The sequence below is a fragment of the Mycobacterium sp. NPDC003449 genome, from assembly GCF_053588415.1.
Map to the genome: position 1 here is coordinate 1 of NZ_JBSFPX010000023.1, position 25,273 is coordinate 25,273.

At 69.4% G+C, this 25,273-nt stretch carries 22 protein-coding genes; 8 read left to right on the forward strand and 14 right to left on the reverse strand.

Annotated features, from left to right (window positions below; all coding sequences use genetic code 11):
* Positions 1-69 precede the first annotated feature (69 nt).
* Positions 70-1,644, reverse strand: a complete 1,575-nt coding sequence (locus tag ACWDTP_RS09130; RefSeq protein ID WP_450018741.1) for a PucR family transcriptional regulator — start codon at positions 1,642-1,644, stop codon at positions 70-72.
* Between the two features lie 83 nt (positions 1,645-1,727).
* On the opposite strand from ACWDTP_RS09130, the gene pruA reads away from it, so the two are divergent.
* On the forward strand, positions 1,728-3,356 hold the full coding sequence (gene pruA / locus ACWDTP_RS09135) for an L-glutamate gamma-semialdehyde dehydrogenase (protein WP_450018743.1): 1,629 nt from the start codon (positions 1,728-1,730) through the stop codon (positions 3,354-3,356).
* A gap of 53 nt (positions 3,357-3,409) precedes the next feature.
* On the forward strand, positions 3,410-4,342 hold the full coding sequence (locus tag ACWDTP_RS09140; protein ID WP_450018835.1) for a proline dehydrogenase family protein: 933 nt from the start codon (positions 3,410-3,412) through the stop codon (positions 4,340-4,342).
* A 13-nt stretch (positions 4,343-4,355) separates the two neighbouring features.
* Here ACWDTP_RS09140 and ACWDTP_RS09145 read toward each other — a convergent pair whose 3' ends face one another.
* The 4 genes from ACWDTP_RS09145 to ACWDTP_RS09160 form a co-directional block, all read right to left on the reverse strand.
* Positions 4,356-5,054 carry a GntR family transcriptional regulator gene (locus ACWDTP_RS09145; protein ID WP_450018745.1) on the reverse strand — a complete coding sequence of 233 codons (699 nt, stop codon included), beginning with the start codon at positions 5,052-5,054 and terminating at the stop codon, positions 4,356-4,358.
* A gap of 78 nt (positions 5,055-5,132) precedes the next feature.
* Positions 5,133-6,839, reverse strand: a complete 1,707-nt coding sequence (locus tag ACWDTP_RS09150; protein ID WP_450018747.1) for a dihydroxy-acid dehydratase — start codon at positions 6,837-6,839, stop codon at positions 5,133-5,135.
* A gap of 21 nt (positions 6,840-6,860) precedes the next feature.
* Positions 6,861-7,835 carry a cyclase family protein gene (locus ACWDTP_RS09155; protein ID WP_450018749.1) on the reverse strand — a complete coding sequence of 325 codons (975 nt, stop codon included), beginning with the start codon at positions 7,833-7,835 and terminating at the stop codon, positions 6,861-6,863.
* A 16-nt stretch (positions 7,836-7,851) separates the two neighbouring features.
* Positions 7,852-8,724 (reverse strand): carbon-nitrogen hydrolase family protein, encoded by an 873-nt coding sequence (locus ACWDTP_RS09160; RefSeq protein ID WP_450018751.1) that lies wholly within the window; start codon positions 8,722-8,724, stop codon positions 7,852-7,854.
* 118 nt (positions 8,725-8,842) lie between these two features.
* Between ACWDTP_RS09160 and ACWDTP_RS09165 the strand changes: the two genes are divergently transcribed.
* From ACWDTP_RS09165 to ACWDTP_RS09180, 4 genes are read left to right on the forward strand one after another with little or no spacing between them, the layout of a single operon-like run.
* Positions 8,843-9,619: an SDR family NAD(P)-dependent oxidoreductase gene (locus ACWDTP_RS09165; protein WP_450018753.1), complete on the forward strand. Its 777-nt coding sequence runs from the start codon at positions 8,843-8,845 to the stop codon at positions 9,617-9,619.
* Between the two features lie 29 nt (positions 9,620-9,648).
* On the forward strand, positions 9,649-10,665 hold the full coding sequence (locus ACWDTP_RS09170) for an ABC transporter permease (RefSeq protein ID WP_450018755.1): 1,017 nt from the start codon (positions 9,649-9,651) through the stop codon (positions 10,663-10,665).
* A gap of 26 nt (positions 10,666-10,691) precedes the next feature.
* Positions 10,692-11,840: a substrate-binding domain-containing protein gene (locus ACWDTP_RS09175; protein WP_450018757.1), complete on the forward strand. Its 1,149-nt coding sequence runs from the start codon at positions 10,692-10,694 to the stop codon at positions 11,838-11,840.
* Positions 11,837-14,380, forward strand: a complete 2,544-nt coding sequence (locus ACWDTP_RS09180; protein ID WP_450018759.1) for an ATP-binding cassette domain-containing protein — start codon at positions 11,837-11,839, stop codon at positions 14,378-14,380. The genes ACWDTP_RS09175 and ACWDTP_RS09180 overlap by 4 nt, the downstream gene beginning before the upstream one ends.
* Before the next feature lie 24 nt (positions 14,381-14,404).
* On the opposite strand, the gene ACWDTP_RS09185 is transcribed toward ACWDTP_RS09180, so the two are convergent.
* Genes ACWDTP_RS09185 through ACWDTP_RS09220 form a run of 8 tightly spaced genes read right to left on the reverse strand, consistent with a single transcriptional unit; the run spans position 14,405 to position 21,610 of the window.
* Complete coding sequence (locus tag ACWDTP_RS09185; protein WP_450018761.1) at positions 14,405-14,956, reverse strand: NUDIX domain-containing protein; 552 nt, start codon at positions 14,954-14,956, stop codon at positions 14,405-14,407.
* A gap of 7 nt (positions 14,957-14,963) precedes the next feature.
* Complete coding sequence (locus tag ACWDTP_RS09190) at positions 14,964-15,458, reverse strand: DUF309 domain-containing protein (RefSeq protein WP_450018763.1); 495 nt, start codon at positions 15,456-15,458, stop codon at positions 14,964-14,966.
* A gap of 16 nt (positions 15,459-15,474) precedes the next feature.
* Positions 15,475-15,993, reverse strand: coding sequence for a MaoC/PaaZ C-terminal domain-containing protein (locus tag ACWDTP_RS09195; RefSeq protein WP_450018765.1), 519 nt, complete (start codon positions 15,991-15,993; stop codon positions 15,475-15,477).
* A gap of 56 nt (positions 15,994-16,049) precedes the next feature.
* A complete protein-coding gene (locus ACWDTP_RS09200; protein WP_450018767.1) occupies positions 16,050-17,063 on the reverse strand; it encodes a LacI family DNA-binding transcriptional regulator in 1,014 nt (337 codons plus the stop codon).
* A 15-nt stretch (positions 17,064-17,078) separates the two neighbouring features.
* Complete coding sequence (locus ACWDTP_RS09205) at positions 17,079-17,861, reverse strand: SDR family NAD(P)-dependent oxidoreductase (protein WP_450018769.1); 783 nt, start codon at positions 17,859-17,861, stop codon at positions 17,079-17,081.
* A 1-nt stretch (position 17,862) separates the two neighbouring features.
* Entirely contained in the window at positions 17,863-19,227 is a 1,365-nt protein-coding gene (locus ACWDTP_RS09210; protein ID WP_450018771.1) for an MFS transporter, read from the reverse strand.
* Between the two features lie 44 nt (positions 19,228-19,271).
* A complete protein-coding gene (locus ACWDTP_RS09215; RefSeq protein ID WP_450018773.1) occupies positions 19,272-20,804 on the reverse strand; it encodes an acyl CoA:acetate/3-ketoacid CoA transferase in 1,533 nt (510 codons plus the stop codon).
* Positions 20,801-21,610, reverse strand: a complete 810-nt coding sequence (locus ACWDTP_RS09220) for an enoyl-CoA hydratase/isomerase family protein (RefSeq protein WP_450018775.1) — start codon at positions 21,608-21,610, stop codon at positions 20,801-20,803. The genes ACWDTP_RS09215 and ACWDTP_RS09220 overlap by 4 nt, the downstream gene beginning before the upstream one ends.
* 120 nt (positions 21,611-21,730) lie before the next feature.
* Between ACWDTP_RS09220 and ACWDTP_RS09225 the strand changes: the two genes are divergently transcribed.
* Together ACWDTP_RS09225 and ACWDTP_RS09230 are read left to right on the forward strand one after the other, a co-directional pair.
* Entirely contained in the window at positions 21,731-23,137 is a 1,407-nt protein-coding gene (locus ACWDTP_RS09225; RefSeq protein ID WP_450018777.1) for an acyl-CoA synthetase, read from the forward strand.
* The gene (locus tag ACWDTP_RS09230) at positions 23,128-23,475 is read left to right on the forward strand and encodes a VOC family protein (protein ID WP_450018779.1); all 348 of its coding nucleotides are present in this window, start codon (positions 23,128-23,130) and stop codon (positions 23,473-23,475) included. The genes ACWDTP_RS09225 and ACWDTP_RS09230 overlap by 10 nt, the downstream gene beginning before the upstream one ends.
* A gap of 103 nt (positions 23,476-23,578) precedes the next feature.
* Here ACWDTP_RS09230 and ACWDTP_RS09235 read toward each other — a convergent pair whose 3' ends face one another.
* Positions 23,579-25,027: a cell division protein FtsK gene (locus ACWDTP_RS09235; RefSeq protein ID WP_450018781.1), complete on the reverse strand. Its 1,449-nt coding sequence runs from the start codon at positions 25,025-25,027 to the stop codon at positions 23,579-23,581.
* Between the last annotated feature and the right edge of the window lie 246 nt (positions 25,028-25,273).

Below are 25,273 nucleotides of genomic sequence, written 5' to 3' on the forward strand. Positions count from 1 at the left end.
CGCCGCGGTACCCGACACGCCCGGGATTTGGGTACCGGCGCGTCTGCTCGCCAAGGGATTGGCGGGGATTCAGGCGGTCGCCCGCAGGCTCAGCGCCAGCAGCAGCCGCACATCGGCATCGTTGAGCGAGGCTGCCAGCAACTGCTCGACCCGGCGGATCCGGTACCGCACGGTGTTGGGGTGCACGTGCAGGTGCCGCGCGGCCGCGCCGACATCGCCGAAACAGTCCAGATAGACGCCGAGGGTTTCGGCCAGCACCGGTTCGTCGGCGCGCAGCGTCCGCACCCGCGGATCGATCAGCCGGTCGTCGGCGCCGATCGCGGTGACGATCTCGTCGAGCAGCACCGTGGTGCGTGCCTCGGCCAGCGAGGTGACTGCGGCCAGCGTTCCGGGGTGGCGCTCGGCGGTGTCGAGCACCCGGTCCACATCGGCGCGGGCGCCCGCGGCGCCGCCCAGCCCGGTCACCGGGCCGGCGATCACCGCGCGCAGTTGCAGCCCGAGTTCGGCGCGCAGCGCCGCGACGGTGCCGCGGACCCACGACGTCACCGCCTTGCCGGTGCTGGGAAACAGCACATAGACCCGTGAACCCGCCGAGGCCATCTGGGCGTCGTGACGAAAAGCGCTGGCGCTCAACGCCAGCACGTCGGCGAGCCGGGTACCTGGGCTGCCCCCGTCGAATCCGACCACCGTGGCGCGGCCGTCGGCGCGCACCCCCAGCTCCCTGGCGATCAGCTCCACGTCGAGAACCGCGTCCGGCTCGCCCAACCCCAGCAGTTCCTGGACCCGGACGGCGTGCGTCGACGGGGTCGCGGCCAGCCGCGCCATGATGCGCGCGGCCAGCACCGCGGCCCCGCGGAGGATCTCCGCGGCGTCGTCGGCCAGTGGGCGCGCGCCCTGCTGCACCCAGATGGTGCCGACGAAGGCCGGGGCCCGGCGCTCGTCGGCGGCGGGTGCGAAGATGCCGATCGCCAGCCGGGGGCGCAGACCCAGTTCGGGGCGCTCGGCCACCCGCACCGCCTCCGGTCGCGAGCGCAGCGCGTCGAAGATGCCCCACTGGGCGATCCAGGCCAGATGTTCCGGCGGCCCGGCCCGGCCGAGGATCGACAACCGGCGCAACTCGTCGGCCTCGTCGCTTGAGGCCGAATAGGCCAGCACATGTGACTGGGCGTCCTCGATGCTGACCATGCCGTGCGTGCGCTCGGCGACCGATTGGGCCAGACCGAACAGATCGGTGCCCGAATCGTGCAGGGCGCCGTCGCCGTGATGGTGTTCGAAGACGTGGTCGACCAACCGGTACAGCCGTTCCCAGCGGGCCCGCGGGTCGACGGCCACCACCGCGGTACCGGCCGCGACGGCCCGTTCGACGACGGCGTCGGAGGGCTCCTTGATGAAGATCGCGGCAGGAGGCCGCCGGGCGCCCTGCTGCTCGACCCAGCGCAGCGCGTCCGGCTCGGACACCCCGAGCAGGAAGAACACATCGGCCGCCCCGGCCGACGGGGCCAGACCCAGGCGCACATCGTCGGAATCGATCAGTGCGGCCGAGGCCACGGCCAGGTCCAGGCCGCGCGGTGCCCGCACCAACCGGACCAGCGTGGCATCCAGGGCCAACAGCAGTTGGCCGAGGCTGACACCCGTCGTCCGCATATTGTCCGATTTTACGGATAGTCGGCGGCAAGGTTGTCGGATCAGACAAGAGTTGCGTGGGACACATCGGGGATTCTTGACGTATGGATGCCATCACCGCCGTGCCGATGCCGGCCAACGAACCGGTCCACGACTACGCCCCCGGCTCGGGTGAACGCACCCGGCTCGGTGCCGCACTGTCCGCACTCTCCGACGCCCCGATCGACCTGCCGCACGTCATCGGCGGCCGGCACCGGATGGGCGGGGGCGCCCGCATCGACGTGGTTCAGCCGCACCGCCACGCGGCCCGGCTGGGCACCCTGACCAACGCCGAGCACGCCGACGCCACCGCGGCGATCGATGCGGCACTCGCCGCCAAGAACGACTGGGCCGCGCTGCCGTTCGACGAGCGCGCCGCGGTGTTCCTGCGGGCCGCCGATCTGCTGTCCGGGCCGTGGCGCGAGAAGATCGCCGCGGCCACCATGCTGGGCCAGTCCAAGACGGCTTACCAGGCCGAGATCGACGCGCCGTGCGAGCTGATCGACTTCTGGCGGTTCAACGTCGCCTTCGCCCGCGAGATCCTGGCCCAGCAGCCGGTCAGCAGCCCAGGGGTGTGGAACCGCACCGATCACCGGCCGCTGGAGGGGTTCGTCTACGCCATCACGCCGTTCAACTTCAGCGCGATCGCGGGCAACCTGCCGACCGCGCCTGCCCTGATGGGTAACACCGTGGTGTGGAAGCCCTCACCGACCCAGACCTTCGCCGCCTACCTGACCATGCAGCTGCTGGAGGCGGCGGGCCTGCCGCCCGGCGTGATCAACCTGCTGACCGGTGACGGGATCGCGGTCTCCGATGTGGCGGTGGCCGATCCGCGGCTGGCCGGGATCCATTTCACCGGCTCGACCGCGACCTTCCAGCATCTGTGGCGCGAGGTCGGGGCCAACATCGACCGCTACCACACCTATCCGCGGCTCGTGGGGGAGACCGGCGGCAAGGACTTCGTGCTGGCACACTCCTCGGCCCGGCCGGATGTGCTGCGCACCGCGCTGATCCGCGGCGCGTTCGACTATCAGGGCCAGAAGTGCTCGGCCGCCTCGCGGGCGTTCGTCCCGCGCTCGGTGTGGCAGCAGATGGGCGACGATTTCCTCTCGGCCGCATCGGAACTCAAGTACGGCGACGTCACCGACCTGACCAACTACGGCGGTGCGGTGATCGACGAGCGCGCCTTCGCCAAGAACGTCAAGGCCATCGAACGAGCGAAGGGCGCGCCGGGGGTCACGATCGCCGCGGGCGGCGAATACGACGACAGCGAGGGGTATTTCGTCCGGCCGACGGTGCTGCTGTCCGACGACCCGACCGATGAGGCGTTCTCCACCGAGTACTTCGGCCCGATCCTGTCGGTGCACGTGTACCCGGATGCCGACTACGACAAGATTCTCGACGTCGTCGACACCGGTGCCCGTTACGCCCTGACCGGTGCGGTGATCGCCGACGACCGGAGCGCGGTGCTCGCCGCGCAGGACCGGCTCCGGCACGCCGCGGGCAACTTCTACGTCAACGACAAGCCCACCGGCGCGGTCGTCGGCCAGCAGCCGTTCGGCGGCTCACGCGCCTCGGGCACCAACGACAAGGCCGGTTCGCCGATGAACCTGCTGCGCTGGACGTCGGCGCGGTCCATCAAGGAGACCTTCGTGCCGCCCACCAACCACACCTATCCCCACATGGAGGTCTGACGGTGCGTACCCGAGCAGCGATCGAGTCGACATTCCAGCGGGTGGCCCGGCCGATGATCATGGCCGCGTCGCGGTCGCGGCGGCTGCGCCGGACCGCCGAACGGCTGCCGGTGACCCGGCGCGTGGTGGACCGGTTCGTCGCCGGCGATACCATTCCCGACGCGCTCGACACCGTTGCGGCACTGAGTGATTCGGGGCGCCTGGTCACGGTCGACTATCTCGGTGAGGACACCACCAGCATCGACGACGCCGAGCGGACGGTGCAGGCCTACCTGGCACTGCTGGACGGGCTGCAGCTGCGCGACGCCGACCGGGCGGCGCCGGTGCGCCCACTGGAGGTGTCGCTCAAGCTGTCGGCGCTGGGTCAGGCGCTGCCCCGCGACGGCGAGAAGATCGCCTACGAGAACGCGCACACCATCTGTGTCAAGGCGCGCGAGGTGGGCGCCTGGGTGACCGTCGATGCCGAGGACCACACCACAACCGACTCGACGTTGTCCATCGTGCGCGATCTGCGGACCGAATTCGACTGGCTGGGAACGGTTCTACAGGCCTACCTGAAGCGCACCCAGGCCGACTGCGCCGAGTTCGCCGCGGCCGGGGCCCGGATCCGGCTGTGCAAGGGAGCCTACGACGAGCCCGCTTCGGTGGCCTACCGCGAGGCCGACGAGGTCACCGACTCCTACCTGCGGTGCCTGCGGATCCTGATGGCAGGCAACGGCTATCCGATGGTGGCCTCGCACGATCCGGCGATCATCGGGGCCGTGCCGGCGCTGACCGCTGAATTCGGCCGCGGTGTCGATGATTTCGAGTATCAGATGCTCTACAACATTCGCGACGGCGAGCAGCGCAGGCTGGCCGATGCCGGTAACCACGTCCGGGTCTACGTCCCGTTCGGCCAGGAGTGGTACGGCTACTTCGTGCGGCGCCTGGCCGAGCGACCGGCCAACTTCGGCTTCTTCCTGCGGGCGCTGGCCGAGCGCGGGTGAGGCCCGCGCCGCGCTAGTCCACCGGAAGGGGAGGCGGCGTATAGGCGCCGGCCATGGTGTCGTCGCCGGTGGATTGCGTCAGCAGCAGCCGCACCGTCTCGACCAGGTGATCGCGCATCCGCCCGGCGCTGGCCGCGGGGTCGCGGCCGGAGATCGCGTCGAGGATCCGCTTGTGCACCAACAGGATGTCGGCGAGGGTTCGGGTCGCCGTGGTGGACAACCCGCGGTCCATCATCTGGATCCGGGTGTTGGCGGCGGCCTCGGAGACCCGGCGGTTACCCGCGGCGGCGATGATCGCCGCGTGGAAGTCCACATCGGCCGCGCGGAAGCGGGACTCGTCGCCGGCCTCGGCGGCCTCGGCCATCCGGTCGAACGCCTCCTGCACCGGCGCCAGCAGATCATCGGTCATCAGCTCGGCCGCCCGATACGCCGAGGGCACCTCGAGCATCATCCGCAGCGAGTAGATCTCCTCGATGTCCTGCGTGGACACCTCGAGGATACGTACCCCCCGGCTGCGTTCGAACCGCACCATCCCGTTGCCGGCCATCCGCAGCAGCGCTTCGCGCACCGGGGTCCGCGAGACCCCGAGCCGGCCCGAGATCTCGACCACGGAATGCATCGTCCCCGGCCGCAGCTCGCCCTCCCGAACGGCGCGCATCAGCTCGTCGTAGACCCGATCGGTCAGCGACACCTGCTCGGCGTCGAACACCATTCACGCCCCCTGCTCAACCGGCATTCGGTTCAGCATAGATGCATGCAGCATGCGCCGTGCCGGTCCACGTCCGCGTTGCTAGAGAAATGACAGGTCCGCGCCCTGGCTGGCAGGCAACACCGTCTCCTCGTACAGGCGCCGCCACCCGCGGGCCGCCCGCGGCGGCGGGGTGAACGACCGCAGCCGCTCGGCGATCTCCTCGGCGGGCACCAGCAGATCGATCGACCGGTTCGGCACGTCCAGCCGGATCAGGTCGCCGTTGCGGACCACCGACAGCGGCCCGCCCGCGGCGGCCTCGGGATCGCAGTGCAGGACCACCGTTCCGTACGACGTGCCGCTCATCCGGGCGTCCGAAACGCGCACCATGTCCCGCACCCCGGCCCGCGCGAGTTTCGCCGGGATCGGCAGCGCACCCGATTCCGGCATACCCGCCGCGACCGGTCCGGAGTACCGCATCACCAATACGTGCTCGGGGGTCACGTCCAGATCGGGGTCGTCGAGGATCATGGCCGCGTCGGCGGGGTTGTCCACCACCAGCGCCGGCCCGGTGTGCTGCATCAGCTGCGGGCTGGCCGCCGACGCCTTGATGATGGCCCCGTTCGGCGCCAGGGATCCCGACAGCACCGCCAGCGCCCCCGGCGGCCCCAGCGGTTCCTCGAGATGACGGATGGTGTCCTGCCATTCGGCCGGTTTCTCCGCCCGGGCGATCAGCTCGCCCACCGACCGGCCGCTCACCCCCCGGGGGTCGTGGTGCAACAGCGGCGCCAACTCCGTCAACAGCGCGGGCACGCCACCGGCCCGGTGGAAATCCTCCATGTAGCCGACGCCGGAGGGTTTGCAGTCGACCAGAAGTGGGGTGTCCGAACCGATCTTGTCGAAGTCCGCCAGCTCCAGCGGGACTCCGGCCCGGCGCGCCACCGCGACGATATGGATCAGCGCATTGGTCGACCCGCCGATCGCCGCCAGCACCCGGATCGCATTCTCGAAGGCCTCCCTGGTCATCACCTCACGCGGCAGTGGGCCGCCGGTGCGCGCCAGTTCGACGGCGCGCCTTCCAGTTTCGGTGGCGTGCCGCAGCCGTGCCCCGCTCACCGCCGGCGGGGTGGCACCGCCGGGAAGCATCATGCCCAGCGTCTCGGTCACCGTCGCCATGGTCGACGCGGTGCCCATCACGGTGCACGTGCCGGTGGTCGAGACCAGTTCCTGGCGCACCGAGACGATCTCGTCGCCGTCGAGTTCGCCCCCGCGGTGCGCACCCCAGAACCGCCGGCAGTCGGTGCACGCACCGAGCCGCTCACCACGCCACGACCCGGTCATCATCGGGCCGACGACCTCCAGCAGCACCGGGACATCCGATGACGCGGCCGCCATCAACTGGGCAGGCACGGTCTTGTCGCAGCCGCCCAGCAGTACCGCGGCGTCCATCGGCAACGCCCGGATCATCTCCTCGGTGTCCATCGCCATCAGATTGCGGAACAGCATCGTGGTCGGCGAGGTGAGAATCTCGCCGAGCGAGATGGTCGGGAAGTCCATCGGCAGACCACCGGCCTGCTCGACGCCGCGCCGGACCGCGGCGAGCAGCGCGGGCATGTCACGGTGGCAGGTGTTGTAATCGCTTTGGGTGACCGCGATTCCGACGATGGGCCGCTCCAGGCTCTCGTCGTCGTAGCCCGCAGAGGCCAGGAACGCCCTGCGCAGATAGCGGCTGAAGCCGGCATCACCGTAGGACGTGCGACTGTTGTCGACGGCCGAGGTGCCCGCCCGGTACCCGGACGATTCAGACATGTGAATCCTTTCAGTGCCAGGTCAGGGCAGCAGCGGCATCGCCAGCGGGCGCATCGGCGCCCCGGTGGCGCCCCGCACCTTCATGCAGGCACCGATGAATGCGAACTCGTAAAGCCCTTCGCCGGCCAGGGTTTCGCAGTCGACCACCTCCATGATCGGCACACCGGCCTCGGCCAGCAGATAGGTGTGCACCACCTGCCAGTTCTCGGCGTCGGGGGAGGGGGACTGCTCCAGTGCCAGGTTGTCGCCGCCGATGACGGCCGCTCCGGCCTCGGCCAGAAACTCCGCGCCCTCGCGGTTGAGGCCGGGCGCGTTGTCGATGTAGCGGTCGGTGTCGGGCCAGTGGCGCATCCGGCCGGTGCGCACCAGGGCGACGTCGCCGGGGCGGAACTCGACCTGCTGGCGGGTCAGCGCGTCGGCGAGGTCCTTCGCGCCGATCCCGTAGTTGTCGGGCAGCACGTCGACGCCGTGCAGGCCGGCGATGTCGAACAGCACCCCGCGGGTGATGATCGGCGGGAACTTGTCGGCCCCGCACTTGATCCAGTGCCGCGAGCTGATGCATTGCGCGGCTTCGTATCCGTTGAAGATCTTGCCGTGATAACCGAAGTGGTTGAGCGTGTCGATGTGGGTTCCGCAGTGGGTGTACATCGACATCGCATCACCCGAATAGGACACTAGGTGGTTCTGGTCGACTCCGACGCCGGTGATGTCGTCGAGCACGGTTCCCGGCGGGGTGTGGGTCATCCACTGCTGAAAGCCCGGGTCGCCGGCCTTGGTCCACGATGGCATGCCGACGAAGTAGTCCACCGAAAGGTCGATCGCCGCGCCGCCGTCGGCGGCACGCATGACCTCTCGCGACTTCTCGGCGCTGATCAGGTTCAGCATGCCGGTCTCGTCGTCGGGCCCGAACGGGCTCATGGTGACCTCGCGGAACTTCGCGGCGTGCGCGGCGATGAGGTTGCGGGTGCGCTCGTCGATGATGCCCGGTCCACACATGGCGTCCTCCTCCTGTCTAACGGTCCGTGGGGTTGGTGAGCGCCGAGTACAGCTCGGGGCGGCGGCCTTCGAACACCGGGAGCGAGTACGGCGGATCGTCGAATGTCAAAGTCTTGGTGCGGGATCGGGTGAGGTCGATCGACGCCACGGCGATCCCCTCCGCGGTGCCCGCGTTGACCAGGACCTCACCCGACGGTGCCACCACCTGGCTGCGGCCGAGGAAGTCGGTGCCGGTCTCGCGATCGCACCGGTCGGCGACGGCCAGGTAGACGAGGTTCTCCACGGCGCGCACCCGGGTCATGTGATCGGCCAGGAATCCCGCCGTCATCGGCCAGTTGGTCGGCATGGCAATCACATCGGCGCCGCCGAGGGCCGCGGCCCTGGCGCATTCCGGGAATCGCAGGTCGAAGCAGATCATGATGCCGACCCGCAGCGCACCCGCCTGGTAGACGCGCTGGGCACCGTCACCGGGGTCGACGAATCGGTCGGCGCCCAACATCGGCAGGTGCTGCTTGCGGTAGGTGCCCGCGATGCCGTCCGGCCCGATCAGCACCGCGGCGTTGTAGACCTTGTCCGCGTCGCGTTCGAGCAGCCCCACCACGGCGAATGTGCCGGTAGCCGAGGCGGTCTCGACGAGTGGCGCCAGCCGGTCCTCGGTGGCCTCGATCGCCGCGGCCTGGACCTGGGCCCGCGAGTCCATCATGTAGCCCGACAGGGTGCACTCGGGGAAGACGGTCAGCCGCACCCCACCTGCCGCGGCGTCGCGCATCCAGCCGGCCGTCGACCCGATATTGGCGTCCGGGTCGCCGAGCACCGAGGGGACCTGGGCGACGGCGACGACCGGGTGCTGCGCACCCGCGTCGACGCGGCTCGAGTGAGTGTCCGACACCTGTTCCTCGCTTCCGATCGGCTGCTGCCACATTGACATGCTGCATGCAGCATGTCAATGTGTGTGACGTGGGATACTCTGCGTGCTGCATGCAGTATGTCGAAGGGTGGTCGGGCTCATGACCGACGCCACCTCGACCACTGCGCGAACAACCTTGATCACGGGCGCTGCCAGCGGAATCGGCGCGGCGACCGCCACCCTGCTGGCCGGGCGCGGACACCGGCTGGTGCTCGCCGACATCGACGGCGAGCACCTGGAACGGGTCGCCGAGGACGCCCGGTCGGCCGGCGCCGAGGCGGTCACTGCCATCGCCGACGTCTCCGGGGAAAGCGCCGCCGCGGCCGCGGTCGACGCCGGATATCGGGCCTTCGGCGGCATCGACGGGCTGGTCACCTCGGCCGCGGTGATGATCTCCAAACCGCTGACCGAGACCACGCTGGGCGACTGGAACGCCCTGCAGTCGGTCAACGTGACGGGTGTCTTCCTGATCTGCCGCGAGTTCATCCGCCGTCTCGTCGACACCGGCCGGCCGGGCGCCATCGTCAACCTGTCCTCCATCTCGGGCACCGTCGCGCTGCCCAACCAGGCCGCGTACTGCGCCTCCAAGGGCGCGGTCGCGCAGCTGACCCGCCAGATCGCGGTCGAGTACGCCGCGCGCGGCATCCGGGCCAACGTCGTCAGCCCCGGGACCGTCGAGACCCGGCAGCTGGCGACCTACCTCGGATCGCAACCCGATCCCGACGCGGCCCGCCGCGCGCTGTATGCCGCGCATCCGATCGGCCGCGTCGCCGAGGCCGCCGAGGTGGCGTCGGCGATCGCGTTCCTGCTCGGGGCCGACTCGAGCTTCGTCACCGGTGCGGCCCTGGCCGTCGACGGTGGCTACACCAGCATCTGACCGGCACAACACCTTTCGAGGAACCCACCATGTCAACTCTCACATCACAGACCGGGCCGGACAGTGAGCTCAGCCCCGCCCACCCCGGGCTGTGGCAGCGGATCCGGACCGACCGGTTCATGCCGATCTGGTTGCTGGCCATCGTGGTCTTCGTGATCAGCCCGTTGATCGCACCCGGCAGCATGACGCCGTCGGCGCTCACCGCCATGCTGCCGTTCGCCGCGGTGATGGCGATCGCGGCGCTGGGGCAGACCCTGGTGATCACCCACGGCGGTATCGACCTTTCGGTGCCGGGAGTCATGGCGATCGCCGCGGTGTGCGTCACCAAGCTGGCCCAGGGCGGGCTGCCCACCGTGCTGTGCGTGCTGCTCGGGGTCGCCGCCGGGGCGGTCTCCGGGCTGGTGATCGGCGTTGCGGTGGTGCGCTTCTCGGTGGCCGCGTTCGTCGCGTCGCTGGCCGTCAACTCGCTGCTGACCGGCCTGGTGCTGGTGGCCTCCAGCGGGTTCCCCGGTACCGCCGACCCCGCCGTCAGCGCATTCGCCGTCAGCTCGGTGGCCGGCATCCCCACGGTGTTCCTGCTGGCGGTCGGGCTGGTGATCGTCACGCAACTGGTGCTCAAACGGAGCGTGGCGGGCCGCCGGTTCGTCGCGGTCGGTGCCGGCGTCCCCGCGGCCCGCATCGCGGGGCTTCGCACCTCCACCAACGGTGTGATGGCCTACGTCCTGGCCGGAATCGCCTATGCCGCGGCCGGAATGCTGCTCGCCGCCTATCTGCGCACCCCCGACCTGCAGCTGGGGCAGAGCTATCAGCTCACCACCATCGCCGCGGTGGTGCTGGGCGGCACGTTGCTGCGCGGCGGCATCTCCTCGATCACCGCCACCGCGGTCGCCGCGCTGTTCCTGACCCAGCTCGGCCAGGTGGTGCTGGCCGCCGGTGCGTCGACGGCCATGCAGCTGCTGATCCAGGCCCTGGTCCTGGCCGCGGCCATCGTGCTGCGCGGGGTGGACTGGCGGCGCTTCGTCCGGCTCCGCGGCACCGCAGCCTAAAAGCCTCGACCAACAGGAGAATTGGCGTGAACACTCGAATCAGGGCGGCCCTCGCGGCGCTGCTGGCCGGCGTCACCGTGACGTCGTGCGCCGGCGGACCGTTCAGCGAGCCCGCCGCATTCCAGGTCGACCCGGTCTACCTGGACCCCACCCTGAGCGGCTCGGTCGAACAGCTCAAACCCATCAGCGACTTCTGCGGCGACCGCCCGGTCAAGGTGGCCCTGGCCGACGGTGTCGGAGACAACGCCTTCCGCAAGACGGCCAGGGCCGAATTCGAGGACGAGGCCGCCAAATGCCCCAACATCGAGGTACTGCCCTACGCGGACGGGCAGAACAACCCGCAGAAGGCGATCAGCGATATCAAGGCCCTGGTCGCGCTGGGAGTGCAAGCCCTGGTGGTGTTCCCCGACGCCGGGCCCGCCCTGCTGCCGACCCTGCGCGAGGCGTTCGAGGCCGGTGTGGCCGTGGTGCCCTACACCGCCAGCCCGGGAGGGACCGCGGGTGTCGACTACACGACGTTCGTCGGGCACAACACCGTCACCGACGGTGCGAAATGGGCCCAATGGGTGTGTGGCGCACTCGGTTCCAAGGGCGGCAACGCGATATTTCTGGGCGGCACCCCCGGTAATGCCCAGAGCCTCAGCGAGATCCACGGCATCGAGGACGAACTCGCCGACAACCCCGACTGCAGGAACGTGACCCTGCTCAACGATCCCGGCGCCCCGATCGACACCGGCTGGAACCCGGCGCAGACCCAGCGCGTCGTCGCGGGCCTGCTGGCCAAGTACGCCAAGATCGACGCCGTCATCACCGACTCCGGTGACAGTTCGCTCGGCGGCATCCGCGCGTTCCTGCAAGCCGGGCGGCCGCTTCCGGTGTGGACGGCCAACGACAACAACGGATTCGCGTGCGCCTACGCCGACAACAAGCCCAAGCAGCCGCAGTTCCAGATCGTCGCCGTCACCGCGCGCACCTGGATCGTGCGGCTGGCACTGCGCAAGGCCGTCGCCGCCGCCCAGGGCATTCCAGAACCCGAACCCGACATCGTCAACGTGCCCATCGTGATGAACTCACTGGACCCCAAGCTCATTCCGGAGTGTGACCGCGCCCTGCCCGCCAGCGCCGTCACCTCCTCGGAGCTGAGCACCGAGAAACTCGCGGAGATCTACCGATGACCCAGAACCCCACCGCACCGGCCCGGACTGACCAGCGGTCAAAGACCCTGCCCCGCACCAAAGGTCGCGGACTGTCGGTGGCCGGCGTCACCAAGACGTTTCCCGGTGTGACCGCACTCGACGATGTCGGCTTCGACGCCGAACCCGGTGAGGTGCACGCCCTGGTCGGCGGCAACGGGGCCGGGAAGTCGACCCTGATGGCGGTCGCCTCGGGAGCCCTGGCCCCGGACCGCGGCACCGTGCACATCGGCGCCGACGAACTGCGGGCGGCATCGCCGTTGGCGGCCAAGGAGGCCGGCCTGGCCATCGCCTACCAGATCCCGGCGATCCTGCCCGACCTCACGGTGGCCGAGAACCTCGCGCTGGCCGTACCGCCGAGCCTGCGCCCACGGCTCGGTGAACTCGACGCGTGGGCGGCCGAAAAGCTCACGCCGATGGGCATTCCGATCGACCCGGCGCTGCCCGCGGGCCAGCTCGGTCTTGCCGAGAAGCAGGCCATCGAGCTCTGCGGCGCGCTCGCGTGCGAGCCCAGCGTGCTGATCCTCGACGAACCGACCGAACCGTTCGCCGCGGCGGAATCCGCGCGGCTGTTCGAGCTGATCCGGGAACTGTCCGCATCGGGTGTGGCGGTCATCTACATCAGCCACCGGTTGCCCGACGTGTTCGAACTGGCCGACCGGATCACCGTCCTGCGGGACGGGCGGATCCGCGGCCGGTTCGCGGCCACCGAGGTCACCGAGGACGAGATCGTCACGCTGATCGCCGGGCGCACGGTTGAGGCGCTGTTCCCGGCCCGCTGCGGCGATCCGGGCGATCCGGCCGTGGTGGTTTCCGACTTCGGCGCCGTCGACGCCCCCGGCGTGTCCACATCGATCCGGCGGCACGAGATCCTCGGGCTGGCCGGCGTCGAGGGCAACGGGCAGCGCGAGTTCATCCGGGCGCTCGGCGGCGCCGTCGCCTCGCGCGGCGAGGTGTCCGTCGACGGCGGCGGGCTCAGGCTGTCGTCGCCGCGCGCGGCCCGCGACAAGGGGATCATCCTGATGCCCCAGGAACGCGGCATCGAGGGCATCGCCCCGATCCTGTCGGTACGCGAAAATCTGTCCCTGGCCGCCTTGCGCCGGGTCTCGCGGGCCGGTTTCGTCGCACCGGCCGTCGAGCGCGAGCTGGCTCATGAGCAGGTCGCCGAACTCGGCGTGAAAACGGCCTCCATCGACGCCGAAGTGGGCACGCTGTCCGGCGGCAACCAGCAGAAGGTGGTGCTGGGCCGGGCCCTTTTGGCGGCGCCCGAACTGCTGCTGTGCGATGAGCCCACTCAAGGTATCGACGTGGGCGTCCGCTCGGAGATCTATCACCGGCTGCGCGACGTCGCCGATGCGGGAACTCCGGTGGTGGTGCTCAGCTCCGACGATGTCGAGCTCGCCGGGTTGTGCGACCGTGTGCTGGTGTTCTCCCGGGGCCGGGTGGTCGCCGAACTCACCGGCGACGAGGTGACCGAGCATGCGATCACCCAGGCCTCGCTCACCGCCGGCCGCGGCGACACCGAACGCGAGACCGTGACGGCGCCGCGGGTCGGCCGACCCGGCCGCTGGCAGCGCCTGATCGGCAGCCAGCAGTCACCGAGCCTGGTGCTGCTGGCGGTCATCCTGGCCCTCGGCGCGGTCACCACCGCGGTCAACGGGCGGTTCCTCTCGGAGTTCAACATCGCCAACCTGCTGATGCTGATGGCCCCCGTGCTGTTCCTGGCGGCCGGGCAGCTGGTCGTCATGCTGACCGGCGGTATCGACCTGTCGGTGGGGCCGCTGAGCGGGACGCTGGTGGTGGTCGCATCGTTCTTCATCGTGGAGGGCTACGGATTCGGCTGGTGGATACTGGGATTCGTGCTGATGTTCGCGCTGGCGGCCGGCGTCGGCGCGGCGAACGGCGCCATGGTCCGCTATTCGCGGGTGGTGCCGGTGGTGGCCACCCTGATCACCTACACCGCGCTGCAGGGCCTGTCGCTGGTGTGGCGCGACGCGCCGGGCGGCATCATCGCGCTCGACGTCGTCGAGGCGATCAACACCCGCATCGGACCGTTCCCGATCGCCGTGATCATCGGCGTCGCGGTGCTGGTCCTGTTCGAATTCGCCTCGCGCCGGACCACGTTCGGGTTGCGGCTGCGCGCGTCCGGGTCGGATGAGGCGGCCGCCCGCAAGCGCGGTGTCGGCGTCGGCTCGATCCAGCTGATCGCCTATGTCGCCAGCTCGGTGCTGACGGCGGTGGGTGCGTTGCTCTTGATGGCCCAGATCGGCGTCGGTGATCCCACCGCGGGCATCACCTACACGCTGGCCGCCATCACCGCGGTGGTCCTCGGCGGGGCCTCGATCTTCGGTGGCCGTGGCAGCTTCGTCGGGGTGGTCTTCGGTGTGCTGCTGCTGCAGGTGATCAGCAACGCGACGATCTTCCTCAAACTGTCGCAGGCCTGGCAGTACCTGTTGGTCGGCCTGATGGCCCTCGCGGCGACCGCGGCCTACGCCCAGGTGCAGCGCAGAACCGCACGGTGACGGTGTCCCGGTGGCCGGGCCGGGTCAGCCGCGCCGGTGCAGCAACAGCATCGCCCACGCGGCGATCGTCTGCGCGTCGGTGATCTCGCCGTCGCGGATCATCCGCTCGACCTCGGCGGGCGAGAACCATGCGCTGTGCATGTCCTGCTCCTCGTGCTCGCGTTCGTGCTCACCCTCGGTGAGCTCGGTGGCCAGGAACACCCAGCCGCGCTGGCTGCTCATGCCCGGCGCGACGTCGAGTTGGCCGAGCCGCACCACGCTCGCGGCGCGCAGCCCGGTCTCCTCGCGCAGCTCCCGCTCGGCCAGCGCGGCCGGTTCGAGGTCCTTGCGCTCGGGTGCGGTGCCCTGCGGGAACTCCCAACGCCGCAGCCGCAGCGGATACCGGTACTGCTCGACGAGGTGATATCGGTCCCCTTCGGAATCCGACACACACGGGATCACCAGCGCATAGGTCGGTTTGTCCACCACGGCGTAGATCCCGGTGCTGCCGTCGGGGCGCACGATGTCGTCCTCGCGAAGCGTCATCCAGTTGTTTCGATACACCTCACGCGTCGCCGTCGGCCGGATTTCTCCCATCGCCCCATTATCCCGGCGCGGTGCCGACCAGGTGGATGCGCATCCGCTCGGCGGCGATGTCGCCGGGCTGCTCCAGATCGTCGGCCAGGGCCGTGGCATAGCCGGTCAACCGGGCGACGTCGACGCCGTACGGTGCGGGTTGTGCGACGAGGGCGAGCCGCGCCGCCGCGCGCCGGAGCAGGGCCGCACCGCCGTTCCGATTTCCGCGCTGCACATGGGTGATGCCGACGGCCAGCTGGGCCAGCCCCTGCCACAGCGGCCGCTCGTCGTCCGGGCCGTTCTTCCAGGCCGCCTCGAGGACCTCATGGGCGCCGAAGGCCTGACCGTCGTCGAGCAGGCGCTGGGCGTAGCCGAGCGATTCGGCCGGCGCGAGGTCCAGATCGTCGGGGATCCGCGGGACGCCCTCGCTGCCATAGGGCAGTGGCCTGCCGAGCGCGTCGCGGGGACGCGTATTGCGCGGCCGGCCCGAATCGTCGCGGTCGCGCCGCGCTGCTGTGCCCATGGGGACCAGCCTGTCGTCAACCGCGCGCGCTGTCGAGTCCTGGGCCGTGGCCGGTCGGGGCGTGCAACAGCAGGGCCTTGCGCCCGGATTGGGTGACCTCGGCGCGCTGGTTGACCACCTCGACCTCGAAGGTGGCGATACCCTGTTCGGGTTTGCTTGTACGGCGCCGCAATTCGGCGATCTCGAAGTCGACGTGGATGGTATCGCCGAGGGCTATCGGCGCGCGAAACGACCAGTCCGAGAGCCCGAGGAAGGCGATGGCGTTGCTGCCGAGCAGCCCGCTGCCGAACATCAGACCGTGTGCCACGGACAGGCCGAGCAGCCCGTGGGCGATGCGCCCGCCGAACTGCGACTGCTCGGCGAACTCGCGGTCGATGTGCATGGGGGAGTAGTCCGCGGTCAGCCCCGCGAACGACCCCACATCGGATTCGGTGATGGTCCGGGCCGGGCTCCGGAAGCGTTGTCCGACCGTGAGTTCCGGCCAGGACAGCGCGCGGTTCAGGGGTTGGCGGTTGGTTCGGTCAGTAGCGGGCATACCCCCAAGGTAACCGGTTACATTCCGGCCGGCAACATCCTGCGACCGGATCGGTCCTATCGAGCGCGCGGGCCCGTCGAATCCCGGAAGACCGGATCGGCCCGAAACGTCGTGTCGACGGTTTCCGGCGTCGTCGAGAGCAGCCGCTTCATCGCGTCCCAGGCCGCACGCCCGAGTTGGTCCTCGTGCATCCGTGCGGTGGTCAGGCGCGGGGTGACCCAACGCGCCAGCGGTGTGTCGTCGAATCCGGTCACCGAGATATCGCCTGGCACACGGAGTCCCATTTCGGACAGGGTGTACATCACGGCCGTCGCCATCAGGTCGTTGACCGAGATGATGGCGGTGCAGCCACGCTCGACGAGGCCACGCAGATCGGCGGTGAGGTCGCCGAGCGCATCCGAGAGGTCGGCCATGACGGCGTCGGCACCCGCGGCCGACACCATACGTTCGATCACGCCCCAGCGGATGGCGTTCTGCTGAGACTCCAGCCCCGTCACCACGAACGCGAATGAGCGGTGGCCGAATCGAAGTAGCCCGTCGACGATCTGTTCGGTGGCGTCGACCACATCGGTGCGTACCGACGATGCGCGCGGCGATTCCGGGAACGGCCGGTTGATCGTGACCACCGGCTTGCCACCCTCGAGGATCGGCCGCAGATCGGTGAACGAGGACCGCGGGCTGCACAGGATCAAGCCGTCGGAGCGCAACAGCATCTCGGCGGACAGTGCGACCTCCAGATTCGGGGAGTTCAACGAGTCCCCGACGAATACGTGCATCGAGTCCTCGCCGGAGGCGTGGATCAGCGACTGCACGATGATGGTGAAGTGCTGGTTGCTGAGATCGGGAACCAGCACCGCCACATTGCCGTTGCGGCCGGTCGCCAGCGATTTGGCGGCGACGTTCACTTCGTATCCGAGACGCGCGGCCGCATCCAGAACCCGTTTCTGGGTCCGGTCGGTCACCACCTTGGACGTGCCGGCCAGCACGCGCGACACCGTCGCCACAGAGACCTGCGCCTCGGCCGCGACATCGCGCACCGTCGGCTTCCTCGCGTCGGGCCGCACAGTCATCGCCGGGATTCTATTTCACGGCATCACCCCACCACCATTGACATGCAGTGTCTGACCGTGCAGCAGCACCGCGGCCGGGGAGGCCAGGAACACCACGGCCGGTGCCACCTGTTCGGGGGTGGCCAGTTCACCGGTGACCGAGCCCGTGGTGCGTTCGCGCACCCAGGTGGGATCGGTGACGAGATCAGCGATCAGCGGTGTCGCGACCGGCCCGGGGGCGATCGCGTTCACCCGGATCCGGGGCCCCAGTTCGCGGGCCAACGCCCGGGTCAGGCCGAGCACACCGGCCTTGGCGGCCGAGTACGACACGAAATTGTGCGCGCCCTTCACCGCCAGCTGGGACGACACGTTGACGATGCAGCCGCGCGCGTCGGGCTGACGGGCGAACCGCTGCGACACCAGCATCGGTCCGGTCAGATCACCGGTGATGGTGGCGTTCCACTGCCGCAGCGACATGTCGACGAATGCGGACTCCTCCATCATCCCGGCGTTGTTCACCACGATGGTGCAACGCCCCAGATCTCGCGCCACATCGGCGAAGATCCGGTCCACCTGTGCCTCATCGGTGACGTCACCCCGCACGGCCGATGCCGTTGCCCCGTGGGCGGTCAGCTCCGCGACGAGTGCGTCGGCGCGGACCGCGTCGTCGAGATGATGAACGGCCACCGACGCGCCGGCGGCGGCGAACGCGCGGCACATCGGGGCGCCGAGACCGCCCGTGCCCCCGGTGATCAGGACCACCTCGCCGTCCAGCCGGAACGGTCCCGGCGCTGCGGCGGTCATCGATGCGGTGGTCATCTCAGCCACCCGCCGGGGCATACGACGATGCCGGAGCCGACGACTCCCGGCGCGCGCGGACGGCGGCGATGCGCAGCGACAGCAGGGTGACCGCGCAGCACACCCCGAGCAGAACCGCGACCAGCCAGGGCTTTCCGCCGCCGGCGATGACCAGGCTCGCGGCCACCAGCGGCGCGGGCCCGCCGATCAGGGTGCCCGCCAGCTCGCGGCACAGCGCGACACCCGAGAACCGCACGTCGGCCGGGAACAGATCGACCAGGAAGGCGCCCTGCGCGCCGGCCATCGCGCCGAACGACACCGAATAGGTGAGCACCAGCGCCAGCCCGATGAGCACCGGTGTGCGGGTGTCCAGCAGGGCGAACATCGGGAACGCCATCAGCAGACAGAACGCCGCGCCGAACGCGAAAACCTTTGGAGCTCCGACCCGGTCGGCCGCGGCGCCGAAGAAGGCCGCCAGGAACGCACCGATCAGTGAGGCGATCAGCGATGCGGTCAGCGCGACACTGCGCGGCATGGTCAGCGTGCTGGTGATGTAGCTGAGGGCGAACGTCGTGGTGATATAGGACATGGCCTGGTGCCCGGCCATCGCGCCGAACCCGATCAGCACACCGCGCCAGTGGCCGCGGACCAGGCGCCAGGCCGGGATGCGCGCCGCGGGTTGCTGTTCGGCTCTGGCCTTGGCCGCCAGGAATTCCGGTGCTTCCTCGACGCGTTTGCGGATGAACACCGCGACGCCGAAGATGACGGCGCTGAACAGGAACGGGATCCGCCAGCCCCAGGTGAGGAAGACGTCGCCGGGCAGGGTGGCCACGATCAGGAAGGTCACCACGCCGAGTGCCGAGCCGATGGCGGTGGCGCCGTTGGGAACCGCCGTCCCGAAGGCCCGGCGGCTGGGCCGGATCGTCTCGGAGATGATCGTCATGGTGCCTGCCAGTTCGGCTCCCGCCCCGGCGCCCTGGCACAGCCGCAACGTGACCAGCAGGATCGGTGCCCAGATGCCGATCTGTTCGTAGGTGGGCAGGCAGCCCATCAGGAACGTCGACAGGCCCATCAGCACCAGGGTGAAGATCAACGCGGGTTTACGGCCGAACCTGTCGCCGAAGTTGGCGATCAGCATCCCGCCGACCGGCCTGGCGAAGAAGCCGACGGCGAAGGTGGCGAAGGCCGCCAGGGTCGCGGCCGAGGCCGAGAGGTCCTCTGAGAAGAACAGCGGGCCGATGACGAGGGCCGACGCGGCGCCGAACAGGCCGAAGTCGTACCACTCGACGACGGATCCGACGGTGCCTGCGACCAGCACCCGTCGTTCCTGTACCGGATTCACTCCGGGCGGTGGGGCGGAGGGTTCCGCGGGAGATTCCTGGGTCATGGGACGTCCTTGTCTGCGAGGGTGGGGCTTGCCGGGGTGGGTTGTCAATACGAACTGTCGAACAGCGCGCGGTCCATCTGCTTGGGCTCGTAGGGCATCGAGACGTCGAATCCGATGTGGGGCAAAACATCACGATCCACATCGATACCGGGCGCGACCTCGACCAGCTGGAGCCGGCACCGGTCGTCGAGCTCGAACACCGCCCGTTCGGTGATGAACACGACCCGCTGCCCCCGGTCGCGGGCCAGCGCGCCGTTGAACGAGATCTGTTCGACGGCCGAGACGAATCGCCGGGAGCGGCCCTCCTCCTCGATCGACAGCCGCGCGGCCCGGGCATCCCATGAGGTCCGCAGCCCGCCCGCGGTGAGGGTGCCGCTGAACACCACGGTGCGCGCGCCCTGGCTGATGTTGACGAAGCCGCCGACGCCGACGATCCGGCCGCCGAACCGACTGATGTTGACATCGCCACGGGCCGAGACCTCCGCGAACGACAGGAACGCGATGTCGAGTCCGCCGCCGTCGTAGAAGTCGAACTGGTAGGGCTGATCGATCATGGCGTCGTAGTTGACCGCGGCGCCCGCGTCCAGCCCGCTCATCGGCAGACCCCCGACCAGACCCTGTTCATTCGTCAGCACGACGTCGTCGAGGATGCCGGTCTCCGCGGCGGCCATCGACACCCCGGTCGAGATTCCGGAGCCCAGATTGCAGACCGCGCCGCGGTAGAGCTCCTGCGCGGCCCGCCGGGCGATCAGGCCGCGCGGCCCGTTCGGCAACGGTTCCAGCGTGTCCAGGGCCACCCGCTCCAGGCCGGCATACGCATCGCTGGTGGTCTGATAGGTGGTGGGCTGGTCCTCGTCGACTACGACGAGATCGACCAGAAAGTGCGGGATCTTCACGGATTTCGGTGGGATGGCGTGGGTTTCGACGACGCGGGACACCTGGACGATGACCGTGCCGCCGTTGTTGCGCACGGCCTGGGCCATCGACAACATCTCGCCGAAGTAGGCCTCGCCCTCCATCGAGATGTTGCCGAGCCGGTCGGCGGTGGTGCCGCGCAGCAATGCGACCTGCGCGCGGATCGGCCGGTAGTGGATCAGCTGTCTGCCGTCGATGTCGATGGCCGCCGAGGGGCCGTCGGTGCAGGGTGCACCCTGGCTGCCGCCACCCTGACGCGGATCCACGTAGGTGCCCACCCCCACGTCGGTGAACAGCCCGGGCCTTGCGGCCGCTGATTCGCGCATCAGCTGGGACAGGGATCCCTGTGGGACGGTGAAGAGTTCGATCTCGCCGCGCATCGCGGCCTCGGCGATGCCGGGGGCATCCACCACGGTTCCGCAGACGACGCGTTTGAGCAGACCCGGGTGGCGTAACCGGTGTGCGCCCTTGGTCGCCTTGTCCCCGATGCCGACCGGGTGGATGGTGGTGATGCCCCGGGGTTGCGCGTCGCGAAGAAAGCGTCGCTCCAGGGCTTCGATGAGGAGTTCGGGGACGGCGTGGCCGCCGCCGGACCCGCCGATCAGCACGGTGTCGGCCGAATCGACTGTGCGGGCTGCCATATCGGCGTCGACGATCTTCACCGGGCCGAACCCTCCAGTCCCGGCAGCCGGTGGGTGAACTCCGGGGTTCGTTTCTCGATGAACGCGCGGGCTCCCTCCCTGGCGTCGTCGGAGCTGTAAATCGCCGAGATGGAGTCGATCTCGGCCTGCCGGCCGGCGGTGCGGCCATGGCGCAGCCCGGTGTTGACGCAGTGCTTGGTGGCGCGCAGCGCCAGCTGCGGCAGCTCGGCCAGTTGGCCCGCGATCCGCATGGCCTCGGCTTCGCCGTGCCCTTCGGTCGTCACCGCCGTGACCAGCCCCCACTCGAGTGCGGTCGCCGCGTCGACCGGCTCACCCAGCAGGAGCAGGTGGCGGGCCCGGCCCGCGCCGACGACCTCGGGCAGGCGTTGGGTGCCGCCGCCGGATGCGAAGACACCGATCCGGACTTCGGGCAGGCCGATGGTGGCGGTGTCCTCGGCCACCCGGATGTCGGCGACCAGCGACAGCTCGAGGCCGCCGCCGAGGGTGTGGCCGCGGATCACCGCCACCAACGGTTGCGGCATGTTCTCCAGTGCGTCGTAGGCCGCGTGTTCGGCGGCCGACACCTCCCGGCCCGCCTCGGGGGTGGTGGGGAACCCCTTGATGTCCGACCCGACCGACAACGCCATGGGGCTGGCCGAGGTGAGGACGACGGCGCGGACGTCGTCGCGGGTGGAGATGATCTCGGCAACCTCGCGCAGCCGGGTGCGCATGGTGTCGGTCAACGGGTTGAGCGGCGGGTTGACCAGGCGAATCACGCCGACGGCCCCGACCGTTCCGAACTCGACACGCGCTTGGGTGCTAGACATCGAACCTCTCAGGTAACCGGTTACATTTGTGGTGACGGACGTTACAAGTTCTGCGGACCGGCTGCAAGGGGGCCGGTCGGGCGATCTCGCCGGGACGGCCCGCCCGGTAGCCTCACAGGCGTGTTGCTGGCCTCCCTGAACCCCGCAGCGGTCGCCGCAGGCGCCGACCTCGACGGTGCGGTCCGTATCGACGGCGCCGTGCTGAGCCGCAGCGACCTGGTCGGCGCGGCCACCTCGGTCGCCGAACGCGTCGCCGCCGCCGATCGGGTCGCGGTGCTCGCGACACCGACCGCGACGACGGTGCTGGCCATCACCGGCTGCCTGATCGCCGGTGTGCCCGTGGTGCCGGTGCCTGCCGACGTCGGCGTCGCCGAACGCAGGCACATCCTCACCGATTCCGGCGCCCAGGCCTGGCTGGGGGAGCGGCCCGACGCGCCGGAAGGGCTGCCGCACATCCCGGTACGCCTGCATGCCCGGTCCTGGCACCGGTACGCCGAGCCGCCGCCGGAGGCGACCGCGATCATCATGTACACCTCCGGCACCACCGGGCCGCCCAAGGGCGTGCCGATCAGCAGGCGCGCCATCGCCGCCGATATCGACGCGCTCGCCGGGGCCTGGCAGTGGACCGCCGCCGACACCCTGGTGCACGGGCTGCCGCTGTTCCACGTCCACGGGCTGGTGCTGGGTCTGCTCGGCTCACTGCGGATCGGAAACCGGTTCGTGCACACCGGAAAACCCACCCCCACCGGGTACGCCGAGGCCGGCGGATCGTTGTATTTCGGGGTGCCGACGGTGTGGTCGCGGGTGGCCGAGGACGCCGAGGCGGCCCGGGCCCTGTCCGCGGCGCGGCTGTTGGTGTCGGGCAGTGCGCCGCTGCCGGTGCCGGTGTTCGAGCGGTTGACCGCACTCACCGGCCACCCGCCGGTGGAGCGGTACGGCAGCACCGAATCGCTGATCACGCTGAGCACCGTCGTCGACGGTGAACGCAGGCCCGGCTGGGTGGGGCTGCCGGTGGCCGGGGTGCGGACCCGCCTGGTCGACGCCGAGGGTGCCGACGTCGCCCACGACGGCGAAACCATCGGCCGGCTGCAGATCAAGGGGCCCATGGTGTTCGACGGATACCTGAACCGGCCGGACGCCACCGCGGAGGCCTTCGATGTCGAGGGCTGGTACCAGACCGGCGATGTCGCGGTGATCGACGCCGACGGGATGCACCGTATCGTCGGGCGCGAGTCGGTGGACCTGATCAAATCCGGCGGATACCGCATCGGCGCCGGTGAGATCGAGACCGTGCTGCTTGGGCACGCCGGGGTCAGCGAGGTGGCCGTGGTCGGTGTGCCCGACGACGATCTCGGCCAGCGCATCGTCGCGTTCGTGGTCGGCGATGCCGAGCCCGCCGAGTTGATCGACTATGTGGCGCAGCAACTTTCGGTGCACAAACGGCCACGCGAAGTGCGCCTGGTCGACAGCCTGCCGCGCAACGCGATGGGCAAGATCCTGAAAAAGGAGCTCGCGCAATGGGGCTGAGGTTCTCCGAGATCTGCATCGACGCCCATGACCCGGAAGCGCTGGGAGCCTGGTGGTCGAAGGCGCTGGGCTGGCCCAGGCACACCGGCGAGGACGGTGACGTGGAGCTGACCCCGCCGCCCGGGGCCGGGCCGGTGTGGCTGTTCCTGGCGGTGCCGGACGGCAAGGTGGTCAAGAACCGCCTGCACCTCGACTTCACCCCGGACGATCAGCAGGCCGAGGTGGACCGGCTGACCGGTCTGGGTGCCCGGCATGTCGACATCGGCCAGGGTGAGCAGAGCTGGGTGGTGCTGGCCGACCCCGAGGGCAACGAATTCTGCATCCTGGCCGCCGACTAGACGAGCACCGACCAAGCACCGCGAGCGCGCGTCTGCACGCCGACACGCCGCAATTCGTGTGCATTTTGGTGTCGCTCGTCGTGTCCTCTGACGAGCTATTGGCTCACCCGCCGGACTCGGTCGGCCGGTGTCCGAATTCCGCGGTTCCGTCCCTCTTGTCGCGGCCGGTTGGATCGGCCCAGACGGCTGGGCCCATGGAGGCGGTGGACAGGAGATCCAGTGGGTCGGCAGCGAGACCCGCGTTGGCCCGGATGTGTTCGCGCACCGCATCGTCGGAAACGACGGGGCTTCTGAACCGAACCTCCAGGCCTTCGAACGAACTGACGCCGACATCGGTAGGAGCACCAACCAGACTCGCCGCCGAATCCGTCGGGAAGTCACCCAGCACTGCCACTGCCGCTTCGCGGTTACGAACGGAGAAGCACACCCGTAGCGCACAGTTGTCACGCGTACTGGCCGGGATGCTGTCAGCGGTCGGCCTCTGGGTGCTGAGAATTACCAGGATGCCGGCGGACCTTCCGCGCTTGACCAAATCCCGAACGATGGCATCGATCTCCGCGCCAAGGGCTTTCGACTCCGCCGAGAGAAAAGACCGGGCATCCAAATACCATTGGCACTCGTCGATGACGACAACCACAACGGGATGAAGCCGACTGGGCCCGGCAGACCAGAGGTCGGCGTGGCCATAGAGCTCGCGCGCTTTGCGCAAGCGGTCGTGCATCAACATCCGCACGTCCCGCAAGGCATCTCGGACCGTCTCGAGCTCCCCGGCAGCGTCGCCACTGATATAGCGATAGGCCCGCCTGGCCAGCCCCTCCAGGTCATAGCCCTGCCTGCCGTCAATCAGCAGCCATTGGATGTCGTCTCGTTGCGCCAGCGAAGCGAGTGCGAATGTCAGCCAGTTGCCCGCGCCACTGCCTGGGACTCCGCCGACGACCACCCCACTCAGATTGCGGCAGGGTCCCGCGATCGAGCGGCCTTGCTCGTCGACGCCGAGCGGCAATTCCCAACCGTGTGAACGCGGAACGGATGAAAGCTCATTGGGTGTGCCGAGCGGATCCCGCACGCGCAACTGCAATTCGAATGTCCCTGGGCTCGGCTCGTCCACTGCCACTTCCCGCACCCTCAGCGTGGAGCTCAGTTGACCGCTGTGGCTCTCCCACACATCGCGACTTTGGCCGGGCGCACCGGCCACCATCACCGCCATCCCATATGGCGCCTTGCTCACCCCGGCCACAGTCGGCGTGTATCGAACCGAGCGTCGTTCGTTCCACGCGACCCCATTCACGACACCCCGTGCTCGAGCAGACCGCGTTCGCCGCACGTCGGCATCGACACACAGACCCAAGATGTCCATCAGGTCCGCCCACTTGTCGCGGTTCAGGACGATAGAAGATGCGTAACGCAGTTCCGCCCCGAACCTCGCGAAACGCTGATAACGCCAGATTCGGATCGCGGCAACTATTACAGCGCCAAGCACTGCCGCGTATACCAACCAGGACAGAACATTGCCGAACCCAGCCAACGCGGCAATCAACCACGCCAAACCCACGATCCCCGCGATAACTACGATCCGACGAGCACGCACGGTTCGACGTCCTCTCCGCGTCTCCGGCGAACTTCCGGCGCATTCGGATGCCGGTGCCACCGGTCGTTCTCAACTTTCACGAGCGTCGACTCGTCCGGAATCGCCTGACGCACATCGTCGATAGCCCGTTCACGGTAACGTTCGACCATCCGATCGCCTTCGCGACATGCCAAGCAACGGATCAATCCCGGGACACGATCCCGAGCGATA

Bases quoted from the DNA above. Each gene is read 5' to 3' on its own strand.
- ACWDTP_RS09130 (WP_450018741.1), bottom strand. From the start codon at position 1,644: ATGCGGACGACGGGTGTCAGCCTCGGCCAACTGCTGTTGGCCCTGGAT.
- pruA (WP_450018743.1), top strand. From the start codon at position 1,728: ATGGATGCCATCACCGCCGTGCCGATGCCGGCCAACGAACCGGTCCAC.
- ACWDTP_RS09140 (WP_450018835.1), top strand. From the start codon at position 3,410: ATGATCATGGCCGCGTCGCGGTCGCGGCGGCTGCGCCGGACCGCCGAA.
- ACWDTP_RS09145 (WP_450018745.1), bottom strand. From the start codon at position 5,054: ATGGTGTTCGACGCCGAGCAGGTGTCGCTGACCGATCGGGTCTACGAC.
- ACWDTP_RS09150 (WP_450018747.1), bottom strand. From the start codon at position 6,839: ATGTCTGAATCGTCCGGGTACCGGGCGGGCACCTCGGCCGTCGACAAC.
- ACWDTP_RS09155 (WP_450018749.1), bottom strand. From the start codon at position 7,835: ATGTGTGGACCGGGCATCATCGACGAGCGCACCCGCAACCTCATCGCC.
- ACWDTP_RS09165 (WP_450018753.1), top strand. From the start codon at position 8,843: ATGACCGACGCCACCTCGACCACTGCGCGAACAACCTTGATCACGGGC.
- ACWDTP_RS09170 (WP_450018755.1), top strand. From the start codon at position 9,649: ATGTCAACTCTCACATCACAGACCGGGCCGGACAGTGAGCTCAGCCCC.
- ACWDTP_RS09180 (WP_450018759.1), top strand. From the start codon at position 11,837: ATGACCCAGAACCCCACCGCACCGGCCCGGACTGACCAGCGGTCAAAG.
- ACWDTP_RS09185 (WP_450018761.1), bottom strand. From the start codon at position 14,956: ATGGGAGAAATCCGGCCGACGGCGACGCGTGAGGTGTATCGAAACAAC.
- ACWDTP_RS09190 (WP_450018763.1), bottom strand. From the start codon at position 15,458: ATGGGCACAGCAGCGCGGCGCGACCGCGACGATTCGGGCCGGCCGCGC.
- ACWDTP_RS09195 (WP_450018765.1), bottom strand. From the start codon at position 15,993: ATGCCCGCTACTGACCGAACCAACCGCCAACCCCTGAACCGCGCGCTG.
- ACWDTP_RS09200 (WP_450018767.1), bottom strand. From the start codon at position 17,063: ATGACTGTGCGGCCCGACGCGAGGAAGCCGACGGTGCGCGATGTCGCG.
- ACWDTP_RS09205 (WP_450018769.1), bottom strand. From the start codon at position 17,861: ATGACCACCGCATCGATGACCGCCGCAGCGCCGGGACCGTTCCGGCTG.
- ACWDTP_RS09210 (WP_450018771.1), bottom strand. From the start codon at position 19,227: ATGACCCAGGAATCTCCCGCGGAACCCTCCGCCCCACCGCCCGGAGTG.
- ACWDTP_RS09220 (WP_450018775.1), bottom strand. From the start codon at position 21,610: ATGTCTAGCACCCAAGCGCGTGTCGAGTTCGGAACGGTCGGGGCCGTC.
- ACWDTP_RS09230 (WP_450018779.1), top strand. From the start codon at position 23,128: ATGGGGCTGAGGTTCTCCGAGATCTGCATCGACGCCCATGACCCGGAA.